Source organism: Bacteroides mucinivorans, from assembly GCF_034654355.2.
Lineage (GTDB): Bacteria > Bacteroidota > Bacteroidia > Bacteroidales > Bacteroidaceae > Bacteroides > Bacteroides nordii.
In genome coordinates, this window is the sequence record NZ_CP178179.1 from 2,869,739 (window position 1) to 2,891,795 (window position 22,057).

Consider the following 22,057-nt stretch of genomic DNA (forward strand, 5'->3'; position numbering starts at 1 on the left):
AGTGAATTACGGGCTATGATTGCTTGAATTTATATTTAAGTCCATACTCTTCAAGTTTGCTGTATAGTGTTGTCCTGCCTATGCCGAGCAGTTCTGCGGCGACACTCCGGTTGCCGTTTGCCTGTTTCAACGCACGCAATATCCGCTCCTTATCCTCCGCGTCATTGCGCAAGGCGAAGCTGACAGTAGAGGTCGGTTTCGTCACGGCAAGTTCCAGATGCTCTTTCATGACAACACCTTCCTGCGCCTGCAATACAGCACCCATAACTTTCTGCCGAAGTTCCCGCACGTTGCCCGGCCATGCGTGTGTCAGCAACGCTTTACGTGCTTCGGAACTGAACCCGCTCACGCTACACTCCAGCTCTCTGTTTGCCATATCACGGAAGAACTCTGCCAGCGGCATAATGTCTTCTTGACAGTCACGCAACGGAGGAACGGTTATCCCGAAGTCGTGCAGGCGGTACAGAAGATCCTGCCGAAAACGCTTTTCATTCACCGATACCTCCAAATCTTCATTGGTAGCAGCGATGATGCGGACATTGAAATTCCGGTCTGCCTTGTCTCCGACCGGGCGATACCGCCTCTCCTGTATGGCACGGAGCAACATCTGTTGGGTTTCCAACGCGAGGTTTCCTACCTCGTCCAGAAACAACGTGCCGCCTTCCGCCTCATGGAAATATCCTTTCTTGGCATTGTCCGCACCTGTAAATGCACCTTTGACGTGTCCGAAGAAAGCCGACGGTGCAAGCTCTTTGGAGAGTGAACCGCAGTCCACCGCCACAAATGGCTTGCCTGCACGTTTGCTCTTGTCATGCAACAGGTGGGCAATATGCTCCTTGCCCGTGCCGTTCTCACCAAATATCATCACGCTCATATCGGTGGCGGCTACCAGCCTTATGCGGTGCATGATTTTCTGAAAGGCGGAACCTTCACGGGCGAATATAGGCATACGGCGTTGTCCTGCCTGACGTTCTTTCAGTATGGAACGGATCAGGGGGACAAGTTTATCCTCCACAAGCTGTTTGGGAATATAGTCTATCGAGCCGAGTTTCATGCTTTCCACGGCGGTATTAACTTCGGCGTAGTCGGTCATAATGATGAAGGGCTGCATCTTTCCCTCCTTTCGCATCCAGCACAAAAGGTCTATGCCACTGCCGTCAGGCAGACGCAGGTCGGCAACCACGATATCATTATCTGTTGCCTGTTGCAGATGTTTCTTCGCGGTTGAGAGGTGGTAAGCCTTCATATTGCGGTAGCCCTCCCGTGACAGCATATTGCAGACATATTCGCAATACACGATGTTGTCTTCCACCACAATTATTTTTGTCTTATTCATCTTCGTATTTTCTCCTTTCCTCTTCTGCCAACCGTATTATTTCCACTCCCTTATCCAGCACGGCAGTCACGGCATGGCTTAACGCTTCACCATCCGGGAGAGCATCGCCACGAAGCAATCCGTAAAGTACATTCAGCGGTTGGTCGGCACGGAGCACCTCCCACGAACTGCGCAGGTGGTGGATCAGGGAATCCAGCTTTTGCAGGTCTTTTTCTTTTGCTGCATCCCGTACCGCCTGCATTTCCTTTTCTGTTTCAGTTATCAACTTTTCCAGCATGACGGCTTCATTGCCATAGGACAATAAGGCGGAAAAGTCCGGTTTCCCGTCCGGTGTCGCTTTTATGGCACACCTGTCGGAAACCTCCATCAGTTCCGATATGGAGAACGGTTTGAACAGGCATCCGGCAAAGCCTTTTGCCAATAGTTCCCCTTTGTTACAACTGCCCGAAGCGGTTGCCACAACCACCGGGATTGTTGGTGAATTGCCCACGTTGGACGAACGCAACAGTTCCAGCAATTCGAAACCGTTTATATCGGGCATATTCAAGTCTGTCAGCAACAGGCTGTATTCTTTCTGGCGTATCATTTCCATCAGTGCCGCAGCATCGGTGCAAGTGTCGCAGTGTATTCCTTCTTGGGAATACATCTCTTTCAGCATCAGAAGTAATACCTCATCATTGTCAATGGCGACAACATCATGGAATTTATTGTTATGATAAACAGGTGTATTGCTTGTATATCCAAGCTGTTCTTCAGCTTCCTGCATCGAAATTTCAACTGTGAAACGACTGCCTTTCCCTTTCTTGCTGTCTAAACGGATTGTTCCGCCAAGCATCGACACAATATTACGCATTATGGCAAGCCCAAGCCCGAAACCCTCCTTTGCGGCGGCATTTGATAGACGTTCAAACGCACCGAACGCTTGTTTCTGTTCCTCTTCTGTCATGCCTGTACCTGTATCTTCAACGACCAGTGTCAGAACTCCATTATCATATTCAGTAATCAAAGAAACACCGCCTTCTTCTGTGAACTTGACAGCGTTTGACAGCAGGTTATTCCCGATTTGTATTATTCGCTCTTTGTCGGTCAATACAATGGCATCGTGTCCAGTCTTCACGGACAAGGACAGCCCTTTGTTCACGGCAACAGGCATGAACTCCGTTTCAAGTGTGTGCGTGATTGCTGAAATCCGGCAGGGTGACAGACGGGGCTGTTCCTTGCCGTTGTCCAGGCGGAAGAAGTCAAGCAAAGTGTTAAGCATATCCCGCATACGGTCGGAGGATTGCAGTATGTTTTGGATATACTGCCCGGACTTATCCTCACACTGTTCTTTCCGTATCAGTCCGGCATAGCCTGTTATTGCTGTCAGCGGTGTGCGCAGTTCATGGGTGATAGTATGTACCGCCTTCTTCCTTGACGTTATCAGTGCCTCGTTCCGTTGTACGGATTGTTCCAGTTGCCTTATCAAATCAGTTGTCTTGTGCTTGTATTGTTTAATGCTTTTTGCATCACGATGTATGATGATGTAGGAAATTAACAACAATAGAAGAACGAATCCCATTAAACCGCCTACTTGCATAAATGACTTTTCACGCATGGCAACTATTTCGTTTTCCCGGCTTTGCAGTTCGGTTTGTACCTTTTCTTCTATTTGGCAAATCAATTCTTGCAGTTGTCTGTTAAGTTCTGCATTACGAGCTGCAAGGCTGTCGGCTTGTTCCGACAATTGGCGATCCTGCACTTTCTGTTCGCTGATTACGTTTCTATTGACCGAATGAAGGATAGTGGTTGATACTGCTGGAGTTACTTCCTTTTTTTTGCCGAATATGCCTAAGAAACCTTTTCGTTTTGGCTTTTTGGACTGTTCCTGCACACTTTTCTGTACAATAACCGGAATTTGATTGGCTATCTTCTTGTTAATAGATTGTTGTTCATCCATTAACCGGACTATCTGGAACATCTGTCGTTCCTTATCCTCTAAAAGACTGCGCACACTATCGATGCGCTCTGCTGGATAGGTGGCCTTGAAACGGCAGAGCATACTGTCCATTGCCATACGCCGTGCATGGTAATGCTCGATATCTTTATCGTTCCATTCCAGTATTGTTTCACCCAATAGAGAAAATTTTATCATTTGAATATTGATATTGTTTATTTCTTTTCGGAGCTCGTCTATTTTTTTATTGCCAAGTTCTAATGCTTCTATCTCCTGCCATTCATAGAGGCTATTATATGCCATACATCCGATAAGAATGGAGATAAGTATATATCCCAACCGTATTGCCTTATAGAAATTTCCTGACCGCTCCATTATTTTAATGACATTGATTTTTGGAACATGAATAAAAGTTTATCTTTTTCGTTCATGCGGATATTATCAGAATAACCGTCTTTTGTTATTTGATACCCACATGGCTTAACCATAAAAATGCCTAAGCCCTTAGTGTACGAACTTACTTCTGAGGCATAGTCTTTACTTGTATTTAATGGAACTTTCCCTTTAATATGACACCACTCATTATTACAACTGATGTCTTCAATCTCAGACATCAGTTTTTGCAAATCTGTAATAGCTTTGGAACTCGCTACTTGGGGTATCTGCAACTCAAAACAGAGCATCGGTTCGAGAATGTCCACACCTGACTGTTGCAAAGCCAGCCTGAAGACATAAGGGGTCAGCTGTCTGAAATCAGCAGGTGTACTTACCGGGCTATAATACTCGGCTTGAGTAAAAGTTACTTTCAGATCTGTCACTTCCCATCCATGTAAACCAGATTGGCAAGACATACGAATCCCTTCAAAAACGGCATTTTGAAAAGAATGGTTCAGATAACCATAGGAGATGTCACTTTCGATTTGCAACCCTGCCCCTAACGGTAAGGGTTCAAGAGTCAGCCCTATTGTGGCCCAGTAAGGGTTGGGTGGTACTTCGATCTGAATAATCTTATTGACCTTTTTTATAGGTCGTTCTTTGTAGATAGTCTTGATCTCATCAAAATGGACCTTTACGGAAAATCGTTCTTCCAGCAATGTCTGTATGATTTCCTTTTGGGTCAAACCATATAACGAGATTTCCAATTCATCACTATATGAGTTTATGGAAAAGGACAAAGACGGGTCTTCAATCCACAATGTATTCAGAGCGGATATCACCTTGCTTCTCTCTTCGGGCTTATTTGGCCGGACGGAGGATTTGAGAGCGGGATGCTGATGAGATAATCCTTGAATCAAACAAGGTTTAGCACCTAAATAATCTCCGATTCGAAAATCTTCTATATCTTCTACAATCGCGATATCATTGGCACCCACTTCATCAACATTTATCTCTCTGCCCTGATAAATAGTCTTTAGATTTTTAATCTTGATGAATTTTTCCGAATCGTTGATTCTTACAACGTCTCGAAGTCTCAGACTTCCGTCAATTATTTTAAGAAAACTTCTTTTATGCCCTTTGGGGTCATGCTCTATCTTATAGAGATAAGCTGAAAGTCTGTTTGAGACTGATGCCGGAGGAAGTATAAAAGAAGAAATGGCGTCCAACAACTCATTGATACCGATATTGAACATTGCTGATCCATGTAGCACCGGATAGACTTTGGCTTTTGCCACAAGAGCGATTATCGTATTCCAATAATCAGCCGGTGAAATTTCGCTATCCGCCAAATATCGTTCTAATATATCGTCGTCATGGTTGCATACAAATTCTTTGTATTCTTCCTTTATATATGTTTGGGAGCAAACCGGATAAACCGATCCATCGACAACAGTTTGCATAAACAGGACATCTTGCGACAGATTTGTTTTTATATCCATATACAAACGCTCCAAATTCACACCGGCACGGTCAATCTTATTGATAAATATAATTGTCGGGATTTGCAGCTTTTGTAAAGTACTGAACAGCAACTTTGTCTGCGCTTGTATGCCTTCCTTTGCGGATAAGATGAGGACTGCTCCATCAAGCATTTTGAATGTCCGCTCCACTTCCGCAATAAAATCCATGTGTCCCGGAGTGTCAATGATATTGCATTTCACTCCATTCCAGATAATAGATGTCGTAGAAGCCCGGACAGTAATTCCTCTACGTTTCTCTATATCCATAGAGTCCGTTATGGTGTCACCATTATCCACACGGCCGCACTTTTCCGTTGCTCCACTGGCAAACAGCAGATTCTCGGTTACGGAAGTTTTTCCTGCATCAATGTGAGCAAGAATTCCTAAATTTATAATATTCATTTGGATTAAGCAATAATATACTACAGTAGATGCATTGTCGAAACGCACCTTTTAATACCTCCTCGTAGCATATGAGAACTACAGGATTACTAACTCGTATTAATATGTATATTATTACTGCCGCATAACGATTACAAAATTACACAAAAAAATATATCTAACAAAAGTGGGAGGATTTTTTAACTTTTTACCATAGACATTTTATTAGGGAAGCGTAGGTTCAACTGGCAAGTACAAATAAGTAGAAATGTTTGAACAACACCGTTTTAGGAAGTTGAAAAATCAAGTTTCTCTCTCGGTATAGCGTTTATTTTGGCCAATATCTTCTTTAGTTTAGCATTTGTGTATTTCCCATTCGTGTTCTATTTAGCTCCTTATTATGAGTATGTAGCAAGTTACTTATCAAATTCAGCCTCTTTGAGGGTCAAATATGGTTTTGCAAATGGTGACTGACAAGACATAAACAAGGTCAGCAGGAATTTTTTACATAAATGGACATGAATGTATATAACCTAAAATAAGAATAAATTTTAATAAGGGCTGCCCAAAAAGAAAAAAATGCAGTTGCCATCCTATAGATACTTGCAGAAAGGATAAAATTTACTTTTAGACCTTTTGGGATAGCCCTTATTAATACTTCAGATAAAATTCCTTAGGTTATATTTTCAATCCTTTGGACCGGGTTTCCTCCTTGGCATACAGTCCCGGACGCCCGATTATGACATGGTTGGCAACGATACTATCCGCCGGACTGCGTATCTGCGGCGGTGCATTTTCGGGATATTGCGCCTGCCTGTTCCTCACATCTTCCGCTTCCGGCTTGAGCTGTTGCCCTTCATTCTCCTTTTCTGCGACTTCGGGCGTGGGTGGCGCAAGCTCCAGCTGAATTTTTCGGTCAAGGGCGGCAAGTTCGGACTTCAACTGCTTCAGCTCGTCCTCCTTCTTCCACACCTTACCCGCTATCTCCTGTAACTGCGGTATCTCCATCTCCAGCACCTCGTTCTTCGCCTTGTACTGGTCGATGATGGAGGGTATCCTCTCCATCGCGTTGAGGAAGTTGCGGGCGGCGGCCAACGGGTCAGCCATCGCCAGATGCCCGTTGTTGTAGGTGTACTTGTAGTTCCCCTCGACCACGAAGCGGTTGTCGGTGAACTCCAATCCCTCTTTGAGTATCCTTTCGCTCACCACCTTTATCGGAAAACCGTAAAGTTCACCGACCTGCGTGTACAACCCTCCGGTCGTGGCATTCTTGGCTATCTCCTGCAAACGCTTTCCGATGACCTTCTCATCGGCGGAATCCACTCCGTCCACCTTTATTATATTAAGGCGGTTGCCCTCCTTGTCGGTCTGCACCACCGACAGGAAGCGGTTCCAGTCCTCCGTCATGGCATCTATGAAAGCCGTGTTGTTGCGCAACTCGCCGGTCTTTGACTCCAGCTTGAACTCCGAATCACGCTTGCCCTTGTTGAACGACTTGCGTTCCCCTTCGAGCGATGCGATCCGCTTTTCCAGTTTCGCCTTGTCCAACAGGTCGGTATTGCCGGAGAGCAACGCCATGTATTCCGAGAAATTCATGCCCGATTTTTCGTCCATTGCCCCCTCGTCGATGGTACGCGCACCCATCGCACCGCTTTTGAGCTGGCTTATGAAAGTCTGCTTGCAGTGCAGGAGGTTGAACTTGTAGCTGTCCAGTGACTTCTCCACCGCGTAGATGATTACATCCACGTTGTTCCCGGCGAAATGTTTGGCAATCTCATTACCTGCCCTAACTCCGCGTCCGTCACGCTGTTGCAAGTCGGACGGTCGCCACGGCGTATCGAGATGATGGATAGCCACACACCGTTTCTGGGCGTTCACACCCGTTCCGAGCATAGAGGTAGAGCCGAACAGCACACGCACCGTCCCGGCGTTCATGGCGTCTATCACCGCCTTCCGCGCCTTGTCGGTCTTGCACTCCTGAATGAAGCGCACCTCGCTTGGCGGTATACCGTAGTCCTCCGTCAGTTTGCGCTTGATTTCCGAATAGACGTTCCACCCGTCGCCCGGCTGGTATGTCCCCAAATCAGAGAAAACGAACTGCGTGCCTTTCTGGGCGTCGTATTTTTGATAATACTCCGCGATCATCTTGGCACAGTGACTCGCTTTGTTGTCGGGATGATCTTCGTAATTCGGGTCTATCATGCGCATGTCGAGTGCCATTTTCCGGGCATAGTCCGTGGCGATGAGCATCTTCGCCTTTTCTTCCGTTTCCGAAAGCGGCAGCCTGCCCAACAAGGTGGCATCGCCCGTCTTGGCGAACTGCATCAGTTTCTGTATGAAGTCCTCCTGTTCCGGCGTGGGCGGTATATGGTGCAGTATCTCGTTCTTGGCAGGACGGTCAACGCCCACATCCTCCGCCGTGCGGTAGTCCGTGATTTCATTATAGAAGGCGGCAAGCTCCGGCACTTTGATGAAGTAGCGGAAACGCTCCTTCTGGACCACATTGTTCGTCACGTTAAATTCAAAATCCGTCGTCTTCTTGGCAAATATCGCCGCCCAAGCGTCGAAACACCTTATGTCCTGCCGTTCCAGCTCCTTCGGGCGCAGGTACTTGAACAGCAGGTACAATTCAGTCAGTGAGTTGCTGATAGTCGTGCCGGAGAGGAAGGTCGCACCCAAGTCTTTTCCTGTGCGCTCCTGTATGGTGCGTATGGCAAAGAGCATGTTAAGTGCCTTCTGGCTTCCCTCGCTGTTTCCCAATCCCGCCACACGGTCGTGGCGCGTGTTGAAAGTCAGATTCTTGAACTGGTGGCTCTCATCTATGAAGATGTGGTCGATGCCCATCTGCTTGAAATCCACCACGTCGTCCGTGCGTGACTTTATGGCGTGTTCCACCTTCTCCAGCTTCGCTTCAAGGTTGTGCTTGCGCTTCTCCAATCCTTTCAGCATCGCCCGCGACACGTTCTTTCCCTGCTGCCGTAGCACTTCGAGGTTTTCCTCCACCGTGTCAAGCTCTGCTTGCAGGATGCGCTGCTGCAATTCCGGCGACTGCGGTATCTTGCCGAACTGGTCGTGCGACATGATGACGCAATCGTAGTCGTTGTTCTTTATATTATTGAAGAAGCGCACACGGTTGGCGGTCGAAAAGTCCTTCTCCGAAGCGTACAGAATACGTGCGTTGGGATATGCCGCCTGATAGGTGGCTGCAATCTCCGCAACGTTGGCTTTCAGCCCGATAATCATCGGCTTGTGTGCCAAATTCAGACGCTTCATCTCATGCGCGGCGATGCACATTATCAGCGTCTTACCGGTTCCCACCTCGTGGTCGCAAATTCCGCCGCCGTTCTGTTTCAACATCCAGACGCAATCCATCTGTGAGGGATAGACGCTCTTGATACCCCGGCTTGCCAGCCCTTTCAGGTTGAGGTCGGGAAAGGTCTGATGGGAGCCGTCGTAGCGCGGGCGCACGAAACAGTTGAACTTGCGGTTATACATCGTCACAAGCCGCTCCTTGAACTGCGGCGACTGCTCTTCGAGCCATTCGGAGAAGCCGTTTCGTATCTCGTCAATCTTGGCGTTGGCGAGTTGTATTCCCTCGCTGTCGCGCATCTTGATGTCGTTGCCATGCTCGTCCTTGCCGATGGACTTCATCATGTCAGGGCAGGTGTTGTGCAGGGCGTGTTTTAGGAGGTGCATACCGTCATAGTTCCGGTAATACCCCTTCACCAGAAACTCGTCCGTGATTTTCATGGTGCGGTAGCCGCACACCACCGAAAACTCGTCCATGCTTGCGGAATAGGCGATTTTCACCTCCGTGTCGAACAGCCGGCTCATGTAGGCGGCATAGACACCCGTCGGAATCCAGCGTTCCCCGAAATTGAAGTCCAGATCCTCGAAGGCGATGCGCTGCGGCTCGGCATCTTTCAGAGCCTCCAACGCCTGCTTCACCTCCGGCATACGCTCATTTTCGGGATTGTCACCCATCCATGCCTCTATGCGTTCCGCTTTCTCTATGACATTTCCGGCGATGAAACGGTCTTTGATTTCGTAACCGGTCACGAGCGGATTGTAGTAGATGCGCCCTTGCAGGGCAGTGAGCAAATCCTCCGCCGTGCTGTCGGTTATCTCCCGCATATAGTCGAGATTGACCGTACCATATTTGTTGAGCGACGCAGACAGGGCTTCTTCGGGAGAGCCTACGTTGGCATGGCTCTCCACCGCGAAGGAAACAGGATGCTCGAAGATGTCCGCCTTGACGAACTTTCCGTTTTCCATCCGTTCCAGCGAAAGGATGTCGCGCCCGCCCGCATCCATCATCACTAACTTCACGTTCTGCTTGGCGTTGAGGTTGCCGTAGCGCATGACAAACTCATCGTAACAGGTATTCAGATGCTCTCGCCACGGAACATTTGCCTCGCGCCGGAGCGATTCATAACGGTACAGACGCTCGTAGGCGTCACGCAGCGACACATACAACAACGCCTTTTCCTTCTGGTATCCTTTCAGGTCGAGCGGCTGGAATGTCGCCCCGTATGGCGTGATGTCTTTCAGGTAGCCGATGTTATGACGCCCCCGGTCAGCCACCAGCGACCCTTCGCGCAGGTGCATCTCCGGCGTGCGGTGGTAGGCACGCGGAGAAAGGTCCACGACTTCCTCCTTCGGCTTTTCCGCTTCGATGTCGGGGAAAAGGAAAGTCCCCACCGCTTCCGATGGGGTATCTGTAACGGCAGGTGCGGCGACTGCCTCCGGCTGTGTTTCCTCCTGTCGTGGCTGCTCACGGGAAGTTTCCGGCACGGCTTTCACTTCCGTCTTTTCCGCCACTTGTTTCTCGTTATGCTGCCTTGCCAGTTCCCGAAGTTCTTTCCTACGCTCCGGCGTCAAACCCATCATCATTTCATAGAAACCGTTGATGGGAGGATTGGTATCCCAGTCCAGTGTGGCATAGATGTCGTCCGGGTCGGCAGGCTTGGCGGTGTTCTCCGCTTTCACCTCCTTATTCTCCATTGCGGGTTTTGCAGTTGGAGCTGTCGGTGTAACCGTGACTTTCGGTTTGGGCGGAGTGGACTTTGCCGTAACTGCCTTTTTCACCGTCTTTTTCTTTTTGGAGGTTTTCGGTTGGCTGACCTCTTCCGTCATCCCCCAGAGGTCAAGCAGGGTGAGCTGCACGCCTGCGGAATATTGCGGGCGCGGTTCTATCTCCGGCTTTTCATCTGCGGGTTGCGGCTTTTCTGTCGGAGTTTCCACCGTCTGCGCCGAGGATACTGTTTCCAATTTTATGGCAGGACGCTCTACTTTATTTTGAACGGCAACTTTTTCTTCCGTTCCTGCCTGCCGGATTGAACCCGAATACAAGCGCATGGCAAGCCTGTAATGGAAATCCTCGTCGAGCATACGGCGCAAATCCCCGGCGATGCCTGCTGCCTTGCCCTCGTGCAGATAAACCATAGCGGGCTTCCCGTAGGGGTCTGTGTCAAGTTTCGCCATCGTATGCACGATGCGTTCCGGGTGGTGGATGAAATAGGCGTTGTCGGTCAGGGCGGTTTTCGTGTCCGTCTGTATCACGGTCATCAGCCGCTCGTCCTGCGACATTTCCTTCTTGCTGAGGTTCTTTTGCAGGACAATCAGGTCACTGCCCACCTCCGTGCCCGCGTTGTCCGTGAACAGGTTGTTGGGCAGGCGTATCGCGGATACCAGATTGGCCTGACTGAACAGCTCGTTACGCACGGAGGTCTTGGTGCTATTCAATACCCCTTGCGAGGTGATGAACGCCACGATACCGCCGTCACGCACGGCATCCAGTCCTTTGAGAAAGAAATAGTTGTGGATGGTTTTCTGGGCGGAGCGTCTGCCGAAAGAGTCGCTCCGCTGAAACTCCGCGTCGAACACGGCAATGTCACCGAACGGAATGTTGGACACCGCCAAGTCGAAATAATTGTTGAACGGTCTTTCGATTTTCTCAAAACCGCAGGTGCGCATTTTCTGGTCGGGATAGAGATGCCTCAAGATTGTACCCGTGAGCAGATCCTTCTCGAAAGCCATCACATCCGCATTGGGGCTGTGCCGCAGCATGGAATCCACGAACACGCCGACACCTGCCGACGGTTCGAGCATACGGGCGGGGCGGACGCTGTAATCTGCCAGCACGTCCGCGATGGTGTCGGTTATCTCTTTGGGGGTGTAGAAAGCGGTCAGCACGGACGCTTTCAGCGAATCCACAAACCGCTTGTACTCTGTTTCGTCCTTGCTGTTCTCACGGATAAGCCTGTGCAGCTCCACCGTCGGGGCGAACAGTTCGAGGTCGGATTTCGCCCACCGGACGGCATCCGTCAGTTCCTTTGCAGGGTTGAGGATACATTTCAGACCGCCGAAACCGCAGTACCTTTGAAGTATGGCACGCTCTTCGGTTGTCGCTGTCCTATTTTCCCTGTCAAGGATGAATGCCGTCCGTATCGCCTCGATGTTGTCCCGCAGTTTCTGTTTGCGGTTAAACGCCATATTCGTCTAAGTAAAGGACGGTTGCTCCCGTCAGCTCCGTGTAGAGCAGGTCGTAATCGGAAGACAGGGCGAAATTGTCATCCGAGAGGTCATAGACGGAGAACACGTTGCCGACAAGCGGCAGCAGTTTCAGGACAAAGGCTTCACGCTTCTCTTCCGGCACTTCATCGGCAAACTCGTTTTCCACGACTTCGCGGAGGATGGCGTAACGGGAATAATGCAGCCCGCGCAGCAGCGTGTCCATCGCCAGTTCCTGCGCACCATCGGCGGGATAGCCTTCAAGCCGTGCCCTCTCATACGTTTCGGCGGCACGGTCGGCCCGTTCCCGTATGAAAGCGGTGTCGTCAGCCTGTTCAAACTTGTTCGTGCGGAGATAGTCCAGCAGGTACAGACCGTAATAGGAAAAGTCGGTCTGACCCTCGTTTTTCTTCTTGTTGTTCATTACTTTGGATTTAGCGGATTGATAATTAACGGGATAATCGGTTGGAAAAAGGAAGAAAAAGGCACTCGGTATCCCTCCGAGTGCCACCACTAAATCCAAAGTATGAGTGTAATCCGGTATCGAAGAACAATTCATTACTCTGAACAAGTGGCAAAGTTAATACTATTTCTTCCGTCCTGAAAATTTCTTGTCCTTTTTAGCCTCCGGGAACACAAAAGTCGTGTTATATTCCCCGTCAAAGGCGACAACAGCATCGAAACTCTTGCCCTGTTTGCTCTTGAACCCTTTGAGCAGCTTGGTATGCCCTTCGGTGAGCAGGTCTTTGATTTCATCGTCGGACAGGGTGCGTCCCGCTTTCAGCCGGAACACGGGCAGTCCGCACTCCGTGTTGTCGCAGCGTACCACCTTGCCGTAGAACCGCATCCTGCCCGTGCCACACTTGGGACACGCGCAGCCGGAGTCACGGCTGCCGAAGAGCTTGTCGCACGAGATCAGTTCGGAGGTTATCTCACGTGTGTACGCCTCTATCTCCTTGCGGAAGGTGTCGTCGGACAGTTCCCCGCGCTCGATACGCGCCAGCTCCTTTTCCCATTCGCCCGTCATGGCAACATCGGCGATGCGCATCGTCTTGACGACGGAATTGAGGGCAAGTCCTTTTTCGGTGGGAACAAGCGACTTCTTGCAGCGTTCCATGTAACCGCGCTTGAAAAGCGTTTCGATGATGGAGGCGCGTGTGGCGGGAGTACCGATGCCACAGTCCTTCATCGCCTGCCGCAGTGCGTCGTCCTCAATTTCCTTGCCCGCCGTTTCCATTGCCGAGAGCAGGGTGGCTTCGGTATGCAGCGGCTTGGGTTTGGTCTTTCCTTCGGTAATGGACGAGCCTTTCGGTGTCAGCGTGTCGCCTTCCTGCCAGCCGGGGATGGTAATTTCCTCTTTTTCCTCGCCATAGACGGCACGCCATCCGGTTTGCTTCACGACGCTGCCTTTTACGGTAAACTCCACTCCGGCACATTCCGCCGTGACAGTGGTCACATCCTTGACGCATTTCTCAGAGAATGCCTCGACCATGCGCCCGGCAATCATCTGATAGATGGTATTGTCCTCTTTGGAGAGGAAGAGCGGTTTCTCACCCGTGACGAGCAGGGCATGGTGGTCTGTCACCTTGCCGTCGTCCACGCTGCGGCGTGTCGGGGCGGCTTTTGCCCGCACCTTGTCTTTCCATTCGGGCTGTGTGCCGATGAAAGCGAGCAGTTTGGGAATTTCGGCAAACACGTCTTCGGGGATGTAGCGGCTTCCCGTTCTCGGATAGGTTATCAACTTCTTTTCGTAGAGTTTCTGCGCGATTTCAAGCGTCTGTTCCGCCGTGAAGCCGTGCTTGGCGTTGGCTTCTTTCTGGAGCGTGGTCAGGTCGTAGAGCAAGGGAGTTTCCTCCGTCTTCTCCTTGCGCTCGGCTTTCGTGACAGTGGCGCAACCTGCCGCCTTTACCTTATTATATAGTTCCATCGCCGGTTCTTTCTCTTTCCATTTCTCGGAGGATGAGAATTTCACGACTTCGCCGTCGCAACCGTCCGTTGCGATATGGAGCTGCCAGAATGCTTCGGACGTAAAGCGGCGGTTCTCCCAGTAGCGTTCACATACCATAGCCAACGTTGGTGTCTGCACCCGCCCCACGGAATACGTGCCGTGTCCGGCGGCGATGGATAACGCCTGTGTGCCGTTGATGCCCACGAGCCAGTCGGATTCGCTCCGCGCTTTGGCGGCGAGGTAGAGGTTGTCGTATTTGCTGCCGTCTTCGAGTTTCCGCAGTCCCTCGCGGATAGCTTTGTCGGTGAGAGAGCTGATCCACAGGCGCACGAAAGGAGTGGTGCAACCCGTATAGTGGTAGAGGTAGCGGAAGATAAGCTCTCCCTCGCGTCCGGCATCGGTCGCCACGATGATATGTTCGCTTGTGTCGAACAGTCTTTTGATGACTTTTATCTGCGACACCACGCCGCTGTCGGGCTTGTAACCTTTCTCCGTCCTGACCTGACGGGGGACGAGCGTGAATGTGTCGGGAATAATCGGGAGGTTGTCACGGACAAATCCGCGCACGCCGTAGCCGTCGGGCATGGCAAGCTGAACGAGGTGTCCGAATGCCCATGTCACGGCATAACCGCCTCCCTCGAAATATCCTTCCTCTCTCTTTGTCGCGCCCACGATGCGGGCGATTTCACGTGCCACGGAGGGCTTTTCTGCAATGATTGTCTTCATGTCTTCTTCTTTTTTGTTGATACTTTGGATTTTATTTTGGATTCAGTGGCGGACACGGGATTACATTTTCATGCCCTTGCCCGTTTTCTTCTGCGGCTTCTCCTGCTGCTGTTGCTGGCGGGCGTCCTTCGGGTTGGTCTGACCTTTCTGCAACGGCTCTCTCAGATTCTTTGTAGCCTCGTTGGTCTTGCCATCGTTGTTCACCGCCACCTGCGTGCGGCTCTCGTTGGACGGAGCAACCTGCTGTGCATTGTCAGGGTTCGTGTCGTAGCGGTACGGGCGTCCCTTCTCCGGGTTGAACTTGATATACATCGTGGCATGGAAGCCCTGCTTGTCGGTCACGTTCTCCAGCTTCACGGCTTTACCCGCCACATAGTCGGCTTTCTGCTGGTCGGTGAAGCTCACGCCGCTCCATTTGCTGATGGGGCGGATGCTGCCGTCCTCGTTCGTCCACGTGTTGCGGCGTTGCTCCTTCTTGGTCTGTGCGGCATTTTCCCCGCCCTGCGCCTGACTTTTCGATGTGTCGCCTTTGGTTTCCTGTGTCTGTGCGGTACGGGGCGACTTGCCGGTTCCCGGCACGAACTCCACGCCGCGCTGCTCCACGTTCACTTGCAGGGTGGTGACGAACTTTCTGCCGTCGTTGCGCTCGATGAGCTTGTCGCGTACGGGCAGTCCGGCGCGGAGCATGTCCCGCTCCTGCGTGGTGATTTCCGTCTTGCCGATGCGCTCCGGGATGCGCACCCTGCTTGCCGGAATGTCCGTGATTTCATTCGTCTTGCGGTCGATGCTGATGTAGGAGGGGATGATCTCGCCCGTTTCCCTGTCCACAATGTCCACGACCCTACCGAGATTGCCCGTTTCGCGGAGGTTCTTCCGGTCATTGTCGGAGAATTTGTGTTCCTTGTACTCATCCAGCTTCTGCTCCTTGCGGATGAAGTGCGGCACGAGGCTGATGTTTCCCTCACCGTCCTTCTTGAAGGAGAGGCGGGCGTCCAGCTCGAATGATTCGCCGCCGAAGGTCGGTTTGACCTTTACCAAGTCGGACTTGCCATAGTTGAGCATCTTCGTAAGGTCGCCGGACTTTTCAAGGTTGTCCCGCTTTACGCCCCATCTGTCCTCCAGCTCCTGCCAGTTGATTTTACTCTCGTCGATGGGCTGGTAGCCACGTTTGCCCTGCATCTGTTCGGATTTGTCCTGTTGCTGTTCTTTCCGTTGTTCCATGTTCTCCTGTTTTTGAGGTTCTTGTTTCTCTGTCTGTTGTGCTGCCATCTCTTCCTGCACCTTCTTCTCATAGTCGGAGGTGTCCACCTTGTGAGGGGCGAGCAGCTCCTTGTTCGCTTCGGGGTCTTTCAGCAGTTGCTTCATCACCTCTAAGAGATTTTCAGCTTGGTCTGCCGCAATGCGGTAGAAACCGAAGCGGCTGGGTTCCTTGCACTGCCGGAAGAAGTTCTTGAAGAAGTTGTCCAGCACGTCGCCATGTCGGTCGAATTGCAGGAAACTCTGCGCGTTCTCCGCTTTTGCGGGGGTGCGCTTGGGTGTGCCGTCCGCGTTCAGCCCGGCTACCACGCTGATCTCGCCTGTCTTCTCGTCACGGACTACCAGCACGTCCTTTTCGTCTTTTTTCTTTGCCATCTGAAAAATGTTTTAATGGGTTATTTATGAAAGAAATTATGGATACGAGCCTTGTAGAAGGCTATATCTTCCTTTTTGAAGTCCTTGATATGGTTGGAAAGGAATGTCAGCACGTCCTCCTCGCTGTAATAGGTCTTCTTGCCCAGCGTCTTGTAGGGCAATGCGCCTACGCTGCGGTAGCGTTGGAGGGTGCGTTTGCTTATCTGGAGCAACATGCACAAATCCTGATTGTCGAAAAGGCGGATGCTTTCCGTGATAGTGGGCTGTTTCCCCTCAGCCTTCATCGCCAGCAGCAGTTCGTCCTGACGGTCGAGCCGTTCCATCAGCTTCTGCATCCAGCCCTCGAAGTTGTTTCGTGTGAGCAGTTCCATGACCTATGTCCTCCTTCCTTTTGGTTTGCCGCCCGTGCGCAGCGTGTGGTTGTGGAACAGGGTGTCTATTGTCCCTTCCTCGTTCCTTACTGTGTTGTCCTCCAATAGCCGCAGTATCTCGGAAAGGCGGTAGCGGCAGCTTCCGCGTACCACCACATACTCGATACGGTGGTCGGTGCGCATACGCTGCATGGTGCGCTTGCTCACGTTGAGCATCTTCGCCGCCTGTGCCGTGTCAAGCAGCTTGTCTTCGGTTTCCCGCTTCCGTTTCTTCTCGTCCCTTGCCTCGCGGATGTACCCTGCGATGTTCGCAATCTGCGCCATCATCTCCTTGTAGGCGGAACTTTCCATTGTTATCACTTTCATGTTCAGTCCTTTCTTTTTGTTTCTGCGACAAAATTCGGCAATAAACAAAAGGGGCTTTAACAACTCACTACGTGACTCACGTAAGATTTTTGCGGAAGATGGCTCCGTAACCCGGTCAAACGGCGCAACAGGCAGCCTTTCAGCGGAAAACGATACGTCTTGTATGCCGTTTCGTTACCTTTGCGGCAAACTCTAAATGACATGAATATGGAAATAGTATCTATCGAGAAAAAGACTTTCGAGATGATGGTGGCGGCATTCGGCGCACTCTCGGAGAAGGTCGCCGCCCTGAGGCGCAAAAGCGACACGGGGCGCATGGAAAGATGGCTCACGGGCGAGGAGGTCTGCGGGCAGTTGAGAATAAGCCCGCGCACGTTGCAGACGCTGCGTGACAGGCGGCTTATCGGCTACTCGCAGATAAACCGCAGGTTCTATTACAAGCCAGAGGAGGTGAAGCGGCTGATACCGCTTGTCGGCACGCTCTATCCGCACGGCAGATGATTTGATTTATTCACCCACTGAATCCGAAGTTATGATGAACGAGAACAACGATGTTTTTACGATGGAAGACGAGCCGATAGCCTCTGTGGTGCAGGATATGCGCAAAGGCTCGAAATGGCTGTCCGCATTTCTGGAAAGCTACCGTCCTCCGCTGGACGGGGAACGTTACCTGACGGACGGCGAGGTGTCGGAACTGCTCCGTGTGAGCCGGCGCACCTTGCAGGAATACCGCAACAACCGCGTGTTGCCCTTCATACTTTTGGGAGGGAAGGTGCTTTACCCGGAAACGGGGCTGCGCGGGGTACTGGAAGCGAACTACCGCAAGCCGCTGGAGTGAGGCGGTTTCATGAAAAAGTAAACGGGTGACACCTTTTGTGGTGCTACCCGTTTACTTGTCTTATGGGGTATGTGCAATCAGCAATACCCGGCTTTTCCGTTCTGTATGAACATCACGTATGTCTGCCGTTTCTCTTGTGAGAGTGCCTTTCCCACCAGCCATGTGCGGAACAGGTGGGTGTTGTAGGTATTCACCCTGAAAGCGACCGGGATGATGATTTCAAGGGCGTACACGTCCGCGTGCAGCCCGTTTTCAAGCTGCATGTAGCGGCACACCTCGTAGTCGTTCAGCACGTCCGACTTGCGGACGGCTCTGATGGCGGCGTTCACTGCCGGGACGGTCGTATGGAACAATCCGGCTATTTCGGTGGCGGTCATCCACACGTCGTTACCGGTTACGCTGACTGCCTTGTCCTCGATGATGATTGTGTCACGTTTCATGGCTTTTCTTTTTAGATGGTGCAACCTGCAAATTCCTCGACGCCGTTCAATCTTGCGGCAAGGTTCTCCATGTCCTGATTGAGCTTCTCTTTGGTTATCTTTGCGTAAATCTGCGTCGTCTTTATGCTCTTGTGTCCGAGCATGGAGCTGACCGTTTCGATGGGAACACCGTTGGAGAGGAATATCGTCGTGGCTGCCGTGTGGCGGCTCTGATGCCACGTGATATGCTTGGTGATGCCGCAACGCTTGGCGACGGCACGGATACCGGCAAGGCACGTGTTATAATGCGGAACGGGAAATATCCTGCCGTCCCCGCACAGTCCCCGGTATTTGCCGATTATGCGGTTGGCGATGTCGAGCAGGCGGATGTTGGACACCACGCCCGTTTTCTGGCGGTTGATGTTTATCCACTCGTGTTCGTCGAAGTAGGTGCGGATATTCTCTTCCGTAAGGTTGCGCATATCCGCGAACGACAGCCCCGTGAAGGCGCAGAACAGGTAGAGGTCGCGGTACAATTCCTGTTTGGCGTTTTTCAGTTTCCCCTCCATCAGCAGGCGGATCTCATCTTTGGTCAGGAAACTGCGTGTTGTTTCCTCCTTCTTGATTTCATACTCGCGGAACGGGTCGCGCGTCAGCCACTCGTTGTTGATGGCGATGAATACCATCGTCCGTAACGGGCAGACGTACAGCCACACGGTATTGGTGCAGCAGTGCTTGTCCGTGCGCAGGAACATCTCGAAGTCGGAGATGAAAGCCGGGGTAAGCTCTTTTAGGGCGATGTCCTTCACATGGTAGCGGATGTCGAGGAACTCTTGCATGTGCTTGTAAACGGTGCGGTACTTCAGCAGCGTGCCTTTGGCTTTCATGCCTGCCTCCACCTGCTTCTCGTAGTCCTCGTTGTGCTGGCGGAACACCTGCATCAGCGTGTGGTAGCGGTGTTCCAGTCCGAGAAAGGCGTTCTTCACCTTCTCCGCCGTGACGAAGTTGTCACGCTCCATGATTTCCTGATAATGCCTGTTGATGCGTACCCGCATCTTGTCAAGCATACGGTTCGTTTCGAGTGCCGCCGTGCTTCTGCCCGTGACACGTCCACCTTTGGTGTCCCACAGTTTCGGATCGACAGTCAGTTTGCAGCTGAACTGTGTCTGGCTGCCGTCCACCGTGATGCGTCCCATGACGGGAACTGTCCCGTCCTTTTTCACTACCTGACGCTTGAGGTAGTAGATTACTGAAAATGTACTCTTCATTGTCCTTAATTTTTGGGTTTCAAAATTAGTTGGTGAAGAGTCCGGTGTTGGTACGCAAAACGGGGAGGAACGGCGCAATCTTTTTCCGTAACCTGATTTTTCGCATGAGTTATGGATAACTCACTATTCCTTAGAGCCTTGTTTCGCTATTCGTACCCGTTTGTCGCATTTTCGGGCATGGTTACGAACAAGTAACGTAGCGGCGTCAGGATTTGGCTTCGGCAGGGATTGTAATGGCTTCACGGATTATCGCCACTTCAACCAAAACCCTTGTAACTCAATTCTATCACTATATCTTTCCGCATTTCACTTTTTTGTAGTAACTTTGCAACGTCAAACAACCCAAACAAACCCAAACAAACATGATTCGATATATAATCTCCACTCTCTTTTGTTTCAGAATAGTATTCTCTGCCTATGCTGTTGATACTCATATAAAAGATAGTTTGTTGCAGCAATTAACACATACGACAGAACCATCGCAAAGAATCCAAATTTATAGAAATCTGGCGGATGTATGTTTTGAATCACCTGATGAAAAAACATACTTATTAAAAATGTATCACGAAGCTCGTCAGGCTGGTGACAAAGCAAGTATGGTAAATGCGTTGACCGATCTTAGTTATATAGCCACCGATAACGCTCAAATGGATTCAGTTTTTTACTACATAAATTTAATAAAGAAGGTAGGTACTCCGGAAATAATAGCTGCGTTACCTGCTTATATTCATATGCGCTATTTTGATACGTTATGTTATGAAGGTAAAGCTGCAGAAGCTATTGATAACGAATCAGACTATCTGAAAGATAATAGCCAGGATAAACAAGATGTGTATAACAAAGTAGCCAAAGCATACATTACCGGAAGTAGTCTCCGCTCGAATGGAATGATCAAAGAATCTCTCCCCTATTTGAAAACAGCTTATGAACTATCACGGAATATATCAGATGTATATAATAAATATATGTTCAAAAGCATGGTGAGCTGGCGCCTGAGTAACACTTACGGTCGAATAAATAAACGTGACTCTGCAACTTGTATTCTTGAAGAATTTCTACATGACCAACTGCAATATTATGATACATATTATAAACAACGTCCTTATTATAACATTGCGACACGCAAGCTTCAGACATATTCTATGATATTGACTAACAATGTATTAGATAATCCTCAAAAGGCACATAAATACTGGCTGCAGATTGTAGCTCTCAGTAAGGAATTGATCAGTTTAAGTGATCGGTATAACTATTTCTTATCTATGAGCAACTATTACATAAGCCAGAAGCCAAAACCAGATTACGAAAAGGCACTATTGGCCAATGATAGTCTCATAAAATTTGCGCCCAATATTGCACCCAACAATATACCAGGGTTGTATAACACTGAATCAAGCATCTATGAGAAAATGGGCAAATATAAAGAGGCGTTGGAATATCTAAAACTCTCATATCAGTCCAAAGACTCACTTACAAATAATGAGATGCTTAAACAACTCAGTGAGCTTCAGGTAAAATATGACATAAACAAACTTAATAATGAGAAGTCGCAACTTGAAATAAAGAACAAACGTATCCTCCTTGTATTTCTCTCCAGCATATTGGTCATTGTTGTCGTTGTATGCCTGTATTTGTTCTATAGCCTGAGAAAAGAGAGAAACATGAAAATCAGCTTGCAAAAACTCAACCAGAAAGCTATGGAAAGTGAGAATATGAAAACGGCTTTCATCAATTCTATATGCCATGAGATACGTACTCCTTTAAATGCAATTGTAGGCTTTTCTGATTTGATATTCAATGAGGAGATTGACGAAGAGATACGTCAGGAATTCCCCAAAGAGATACAGAGTAATACGACAATGTTGATTACATTAATAAACAATATGCTGGAAGTTTCCAGTCTTGATGTATCAAAAGAGAAACTGCCATGTGTCCCTACAGATATCAATAATATCTGTCAGTACGAAATGGATTTATTGATGAAGTTCGCTAAACCGGATATAAGTTATCAGCTGGATCTGCTCCAGGAGTCAATTCATATCCCAACCCACGAAAAATATCTTTCCCTTGTGGTAGAACACCTGCTGAATAATGCCAATAAATTCACAGAAAAAGGAAGCATCACGCTTAGTTGTCGGCTGGATACTGAACGCCAACAGCTCTCTATCAGCGTATCTGATACTGGTTGTGGGATTCCAAAAGACAAATACGAAGAAGTCTTTAAACGTTTTTCAAAGCTCAATACTTTTGTTCAAGGCAACGGGCTCGGACTTTATCTTTGCCAGCTTATTATCAGTCGCTTGTCTGGGGATATATATATCGACCCGGCATACAATCGGGGAACACGGGTAGTAGTAACCTTACCAATAACATGAAAATGGAGGGAAGTGTTATTTAGTCTTACCATTAGGTGCGATTAATATAC

At 49.7% G+C, this 22,057-nt stretch carries 14 protein-coding genes; 3 read left to right on the top strand and 11 right to left on the bottom strand.

Annotation, left to right across the window (positions count from 1 at the left end; all coding sequences use genetic code 11):
- Positions 1-13: 13 nt before the first annotated feature.
- The 9 genes from VCM39_RS10740 to VCM39_RS10780 form a co-directional block, all read right to left on the bottom strand.
- On the bottom strand, positions 14-1,336 hold the full coding sequence (locus VCM39_RS10740; protein WP_004291471.1) for a sigma-54-dependent transcriptional regulator: 1,323 nt from the start codon (positions 1,334-1,336) through the stop codon (positions 14-16).
- On the bottom strand, positions 1,329-3,647 hold the full coding sequence (locus VCM39_RS10745; RefSeq protein ID WP_004291467.1) for an ATP-binding protein: 2,319 nt from the start codon (positions 3,645-3,647) through the stop codon (positions 1,329-1,331). Before VCM39_RS10745 ends, VCM39_RS10740 begins: the two co-directional genes overlap by 8 nt.
- Positions 3,647-5,572: a tetracycline resistance ribosomal protection protein Tet(Q) gene (tet(Q), locus tag VCM39_RS10750; protein ID WP_004291466.1), complete on the bottom strand. Its 1,926-nt coding sequence runs from the start codon at positions 5,570-5,572 to the stop codon at positions 3,647-3,649. The genes VCM39_RS10745 and tet(Q) overlap by 1 nt, the downstream gene beginning before the upstream one ends.
- Positions 5,573-6,229: 657 nt before the next feature.
- On the bottom strand, positions 6,230-12,046 hold the full coding sequence (locus VCM39_RS10755) for an N-6 DNA methylase (RefSeq protein WP_004291462.1): 5,817 nt from the start codon (positions 12,044-12,046) through the stop codon (positions 6,230-6,232).
- Complete coding sequence (locus tag VCM39_RS10760) at positions 12,036-12,488, bottom strand: DUF1896 domain-containing protein (protein WP_004304266.1); 453 nt, start codon at positions 12,486-12,488, stop codon at positions 12,036-12,038. The genes VCM39_RS10755 and VCM39_RS10760 overlap by 11 nt, the downstream gene beginning before the upstream one ends.
- A gap of 162 nt (positions 12,489-12,650) precedes the next feature.
- Positions 12,651-14,738 carry a type IA DNA topoisomerase gene (gene topB / locus VCM39_RS10765; protein ID WP_004291456.1) on the bottom strand — a complete coding sequence of 696 codons (2,088 nt, stop codon included), beginning with the start codon at positions 14,736-14,738 and terminating at the stop codon, positions 12,651-12,653.
- Positions 14,739-14,798: 60 nt separating this feature from the next.
- On the bottom strand, positions 14,799-16,370 hold the full coding sequence (locus VCM39_RS10770) for a DUF3945 domain-containing protein (RefSeq protein ID WP_004291455.1): 1,572 nt from the start codon (positions 16,368-16,370) through the stop codon (positions 14,799-14,801).
- A 20-nt stretch (positions 16,371-16,390) separates the two neighbouring features.
- The gene (locus tag VCM39_RS10775; protein WP_004291454.1) at positions 16,391-16,741 is read right to left on the bottom strand and encodes a helix-turn-helix domain-containing protein; all 351 of its coding nucleotides are present in this window, start codon (positions 16,739-16,741) and stop codon (positions 16,391-16,393) included.
- A 3-nt stretch (positions 16,742-16,744) separates the two neighbouring features.
- On the bottom strand, positions 16,745-17,107 hold the full coding sequence (locus VCM39_RS10780) for a helix-turn-helix domain-containing protein (protein WP_004304264.1): 363 nt from the start codon (positions 17,105-17,107) through the stop codon (positions 16,745-16,747).
- 201 nt (positions 17,108-17,308) lie between these two features.
- Here VCM39_RS10780 and VCM39_RS10785 point away from each other — a divergent pair, with 201 nt between their 5' ends.
- Positions 17,309-17,608 carry a helix-turn-helix domain-containing protein gene (locus VCM39_RS10785; RefSeq protein WP_004291426.1) on the top strand — a complete coding sequence of 100 codons (300 nt, stop codon included), beginning with the start codon at positions 17,309-17,311 and terminating at the stop codon, positions 17,606-17,608.
- 31 nt (positions 17,609-17,639) lie between these two features.
- Entirely contained in the window at positions 17,640-17,945 is a 306-nt protein-coding gene (locus VCM39_RS10790) for a helix-turn-helix domain-containing protein (RefSeq protein WP_004291424.1), read from the top strand.
- A 77-nt stretch (positions 17,946-18,022) separates the two neighbouring features.
- Here the strand turns inward: VCM39_RS10790 and VCM39_RS10795 are convergent, their stop codons facing one another.
- Positions 18,023-18,385, bottom strand: a complete 363-nt coding sequence (locus VCM39_RS10795) for a hypothetical protein (RefSeq protein ID WP_004291423.1) — start codon at positions 18,383-18,385, stop codon at positions 18,023-18,025.
- A gap of 11 nt (positions 18,386-18,396) precedes the next feature.
- Positions 18,397-19,632 (bottom strand): site-specific integrase, encoded by a 1,236-nt coding sequence (locus VCM39_RS10800; RefSeq protein ID WP_004291422.1) that lies wholly within the window; start codon positions 19,630-19,632, stop codon positions 18,397-18,399.
- 362 nt (positions 19,633-19,994) lie between these two features.
- Between VCM39_RS10800 and VCM39_RS10805 the strand changes: the two genes are divergently transcribed.
- The gene (locus VCM39_RS10805) at positions 19,995-22,007 is read left to right on the top strand and encodes a HAMP domain-containing sensor histidine kinase (protein WP_322932698.1); all 2,013 of its coding nucleotides are present in this window, start codon (positions 19,995-19,997) and stop codon (positions 22,005-22,007) included.
- Positions 22,008-22,057 lie beyond the last annotated feature (50 nt).

What these genes read in the sequence shown, in the direction of transcription:
- VCM39_RS10785 (WP_004291426.1), top strand. Translation starts at nt 17,309, where the DNA reads ATGAATATGGAAATAGTATCTATCGAGAAAAAGACTTTCGAGATGATG.
- VCM39_RS10770 (WP_004291455.1), bottom strand. Translation starts at nt 16,370, where the DNA reads ATGGCAAAGAAAAAAGACGAAAAGGACGTGCTGGTAGTCCGTGACGAG.
- VCM39_RS10780 (WP_004304264.1), bottom strand. Translation starts at nt 17,107, where the DNA reads ATGAAAGTGATAACAATGGAAAGTTCCGCCTACAAGGAGATGATGGCG.
- VCM39_RS10795 (WP_004291423.1), bottom strand. Translation starts at nt 18,385, where the DNA reads ATGAAACGTGACACAATCATCATCGAGGACAAGGCAGTCAGCGTAACC.
- VCM39_RS10740 (WP_004291471.1), bottom strand. Translation starts at nt 1,336, where the DNA reads ATGAATAAGACAAAAATAATTGTGGTGGAAGACAACATCGTGTATTGC.
- VCM39_RS10790 (WP_004291424.1), top strand. Translation starts at nt 17,640, where the DNA reads ATGATGAACGAGAACAACGATGTTTTTACGATGGAAGACGAGCCGATA.
- VCM39_RS10760 (WP_004304266.1), bottom strand. Translation starts at nt 12,488, where the DNA reads ATGAACAACAAGAAGAAAAACGAGGGTCAGACCGACTTTTCCTATTAC.
- VCM39_RS10805 (WP_322932698.1), top strand. Translation starts at nt 19,995, where the DNA reads ATGATTCGATATATAATCTCCACTCTCTTTTGTTTCAGAATAGTATTC.
- VCM39_RS10745 (WP_004291467.1), bottom strand. Translation starts at nt 3,647, where the DNA reads ATGGAGCGGTCAGGAAATTTCTATAAGGCAATACGGTTGGGATATATA.
- VCM39_RS10800 (WP_004291422.1), bottom strand. Translation starts at nt 19,632, where the DNA reads ATGAAGAGTACATTTTCAGTAATCTACTACCTCAAGCGTCAGGTAGTG.
- VCM39_RS10775 (WP_004291454.1), bottom strand. Translation starts at nt 16,741, where the DNA reads ATGGAACTGCTCACACGAAACAACTTCGAGGGCTGGATGCAGAAGCTG.
- topB (WP_004291456.1), bottom strand. Translation starts at nt 14,738, where the DNA reads ATGAAGACAATCATTGCAGAAAAGCCCTCCGTGGCACGTGAAATCGCC.
- VCM39_RS10755 (WP_004291462.1), bottom strand. Translation starts at nt 12,046, where the DNA reads ATGGCGTTTAACCGCAAACAGAAACTGCGGGACAACATCGAGGCGATA.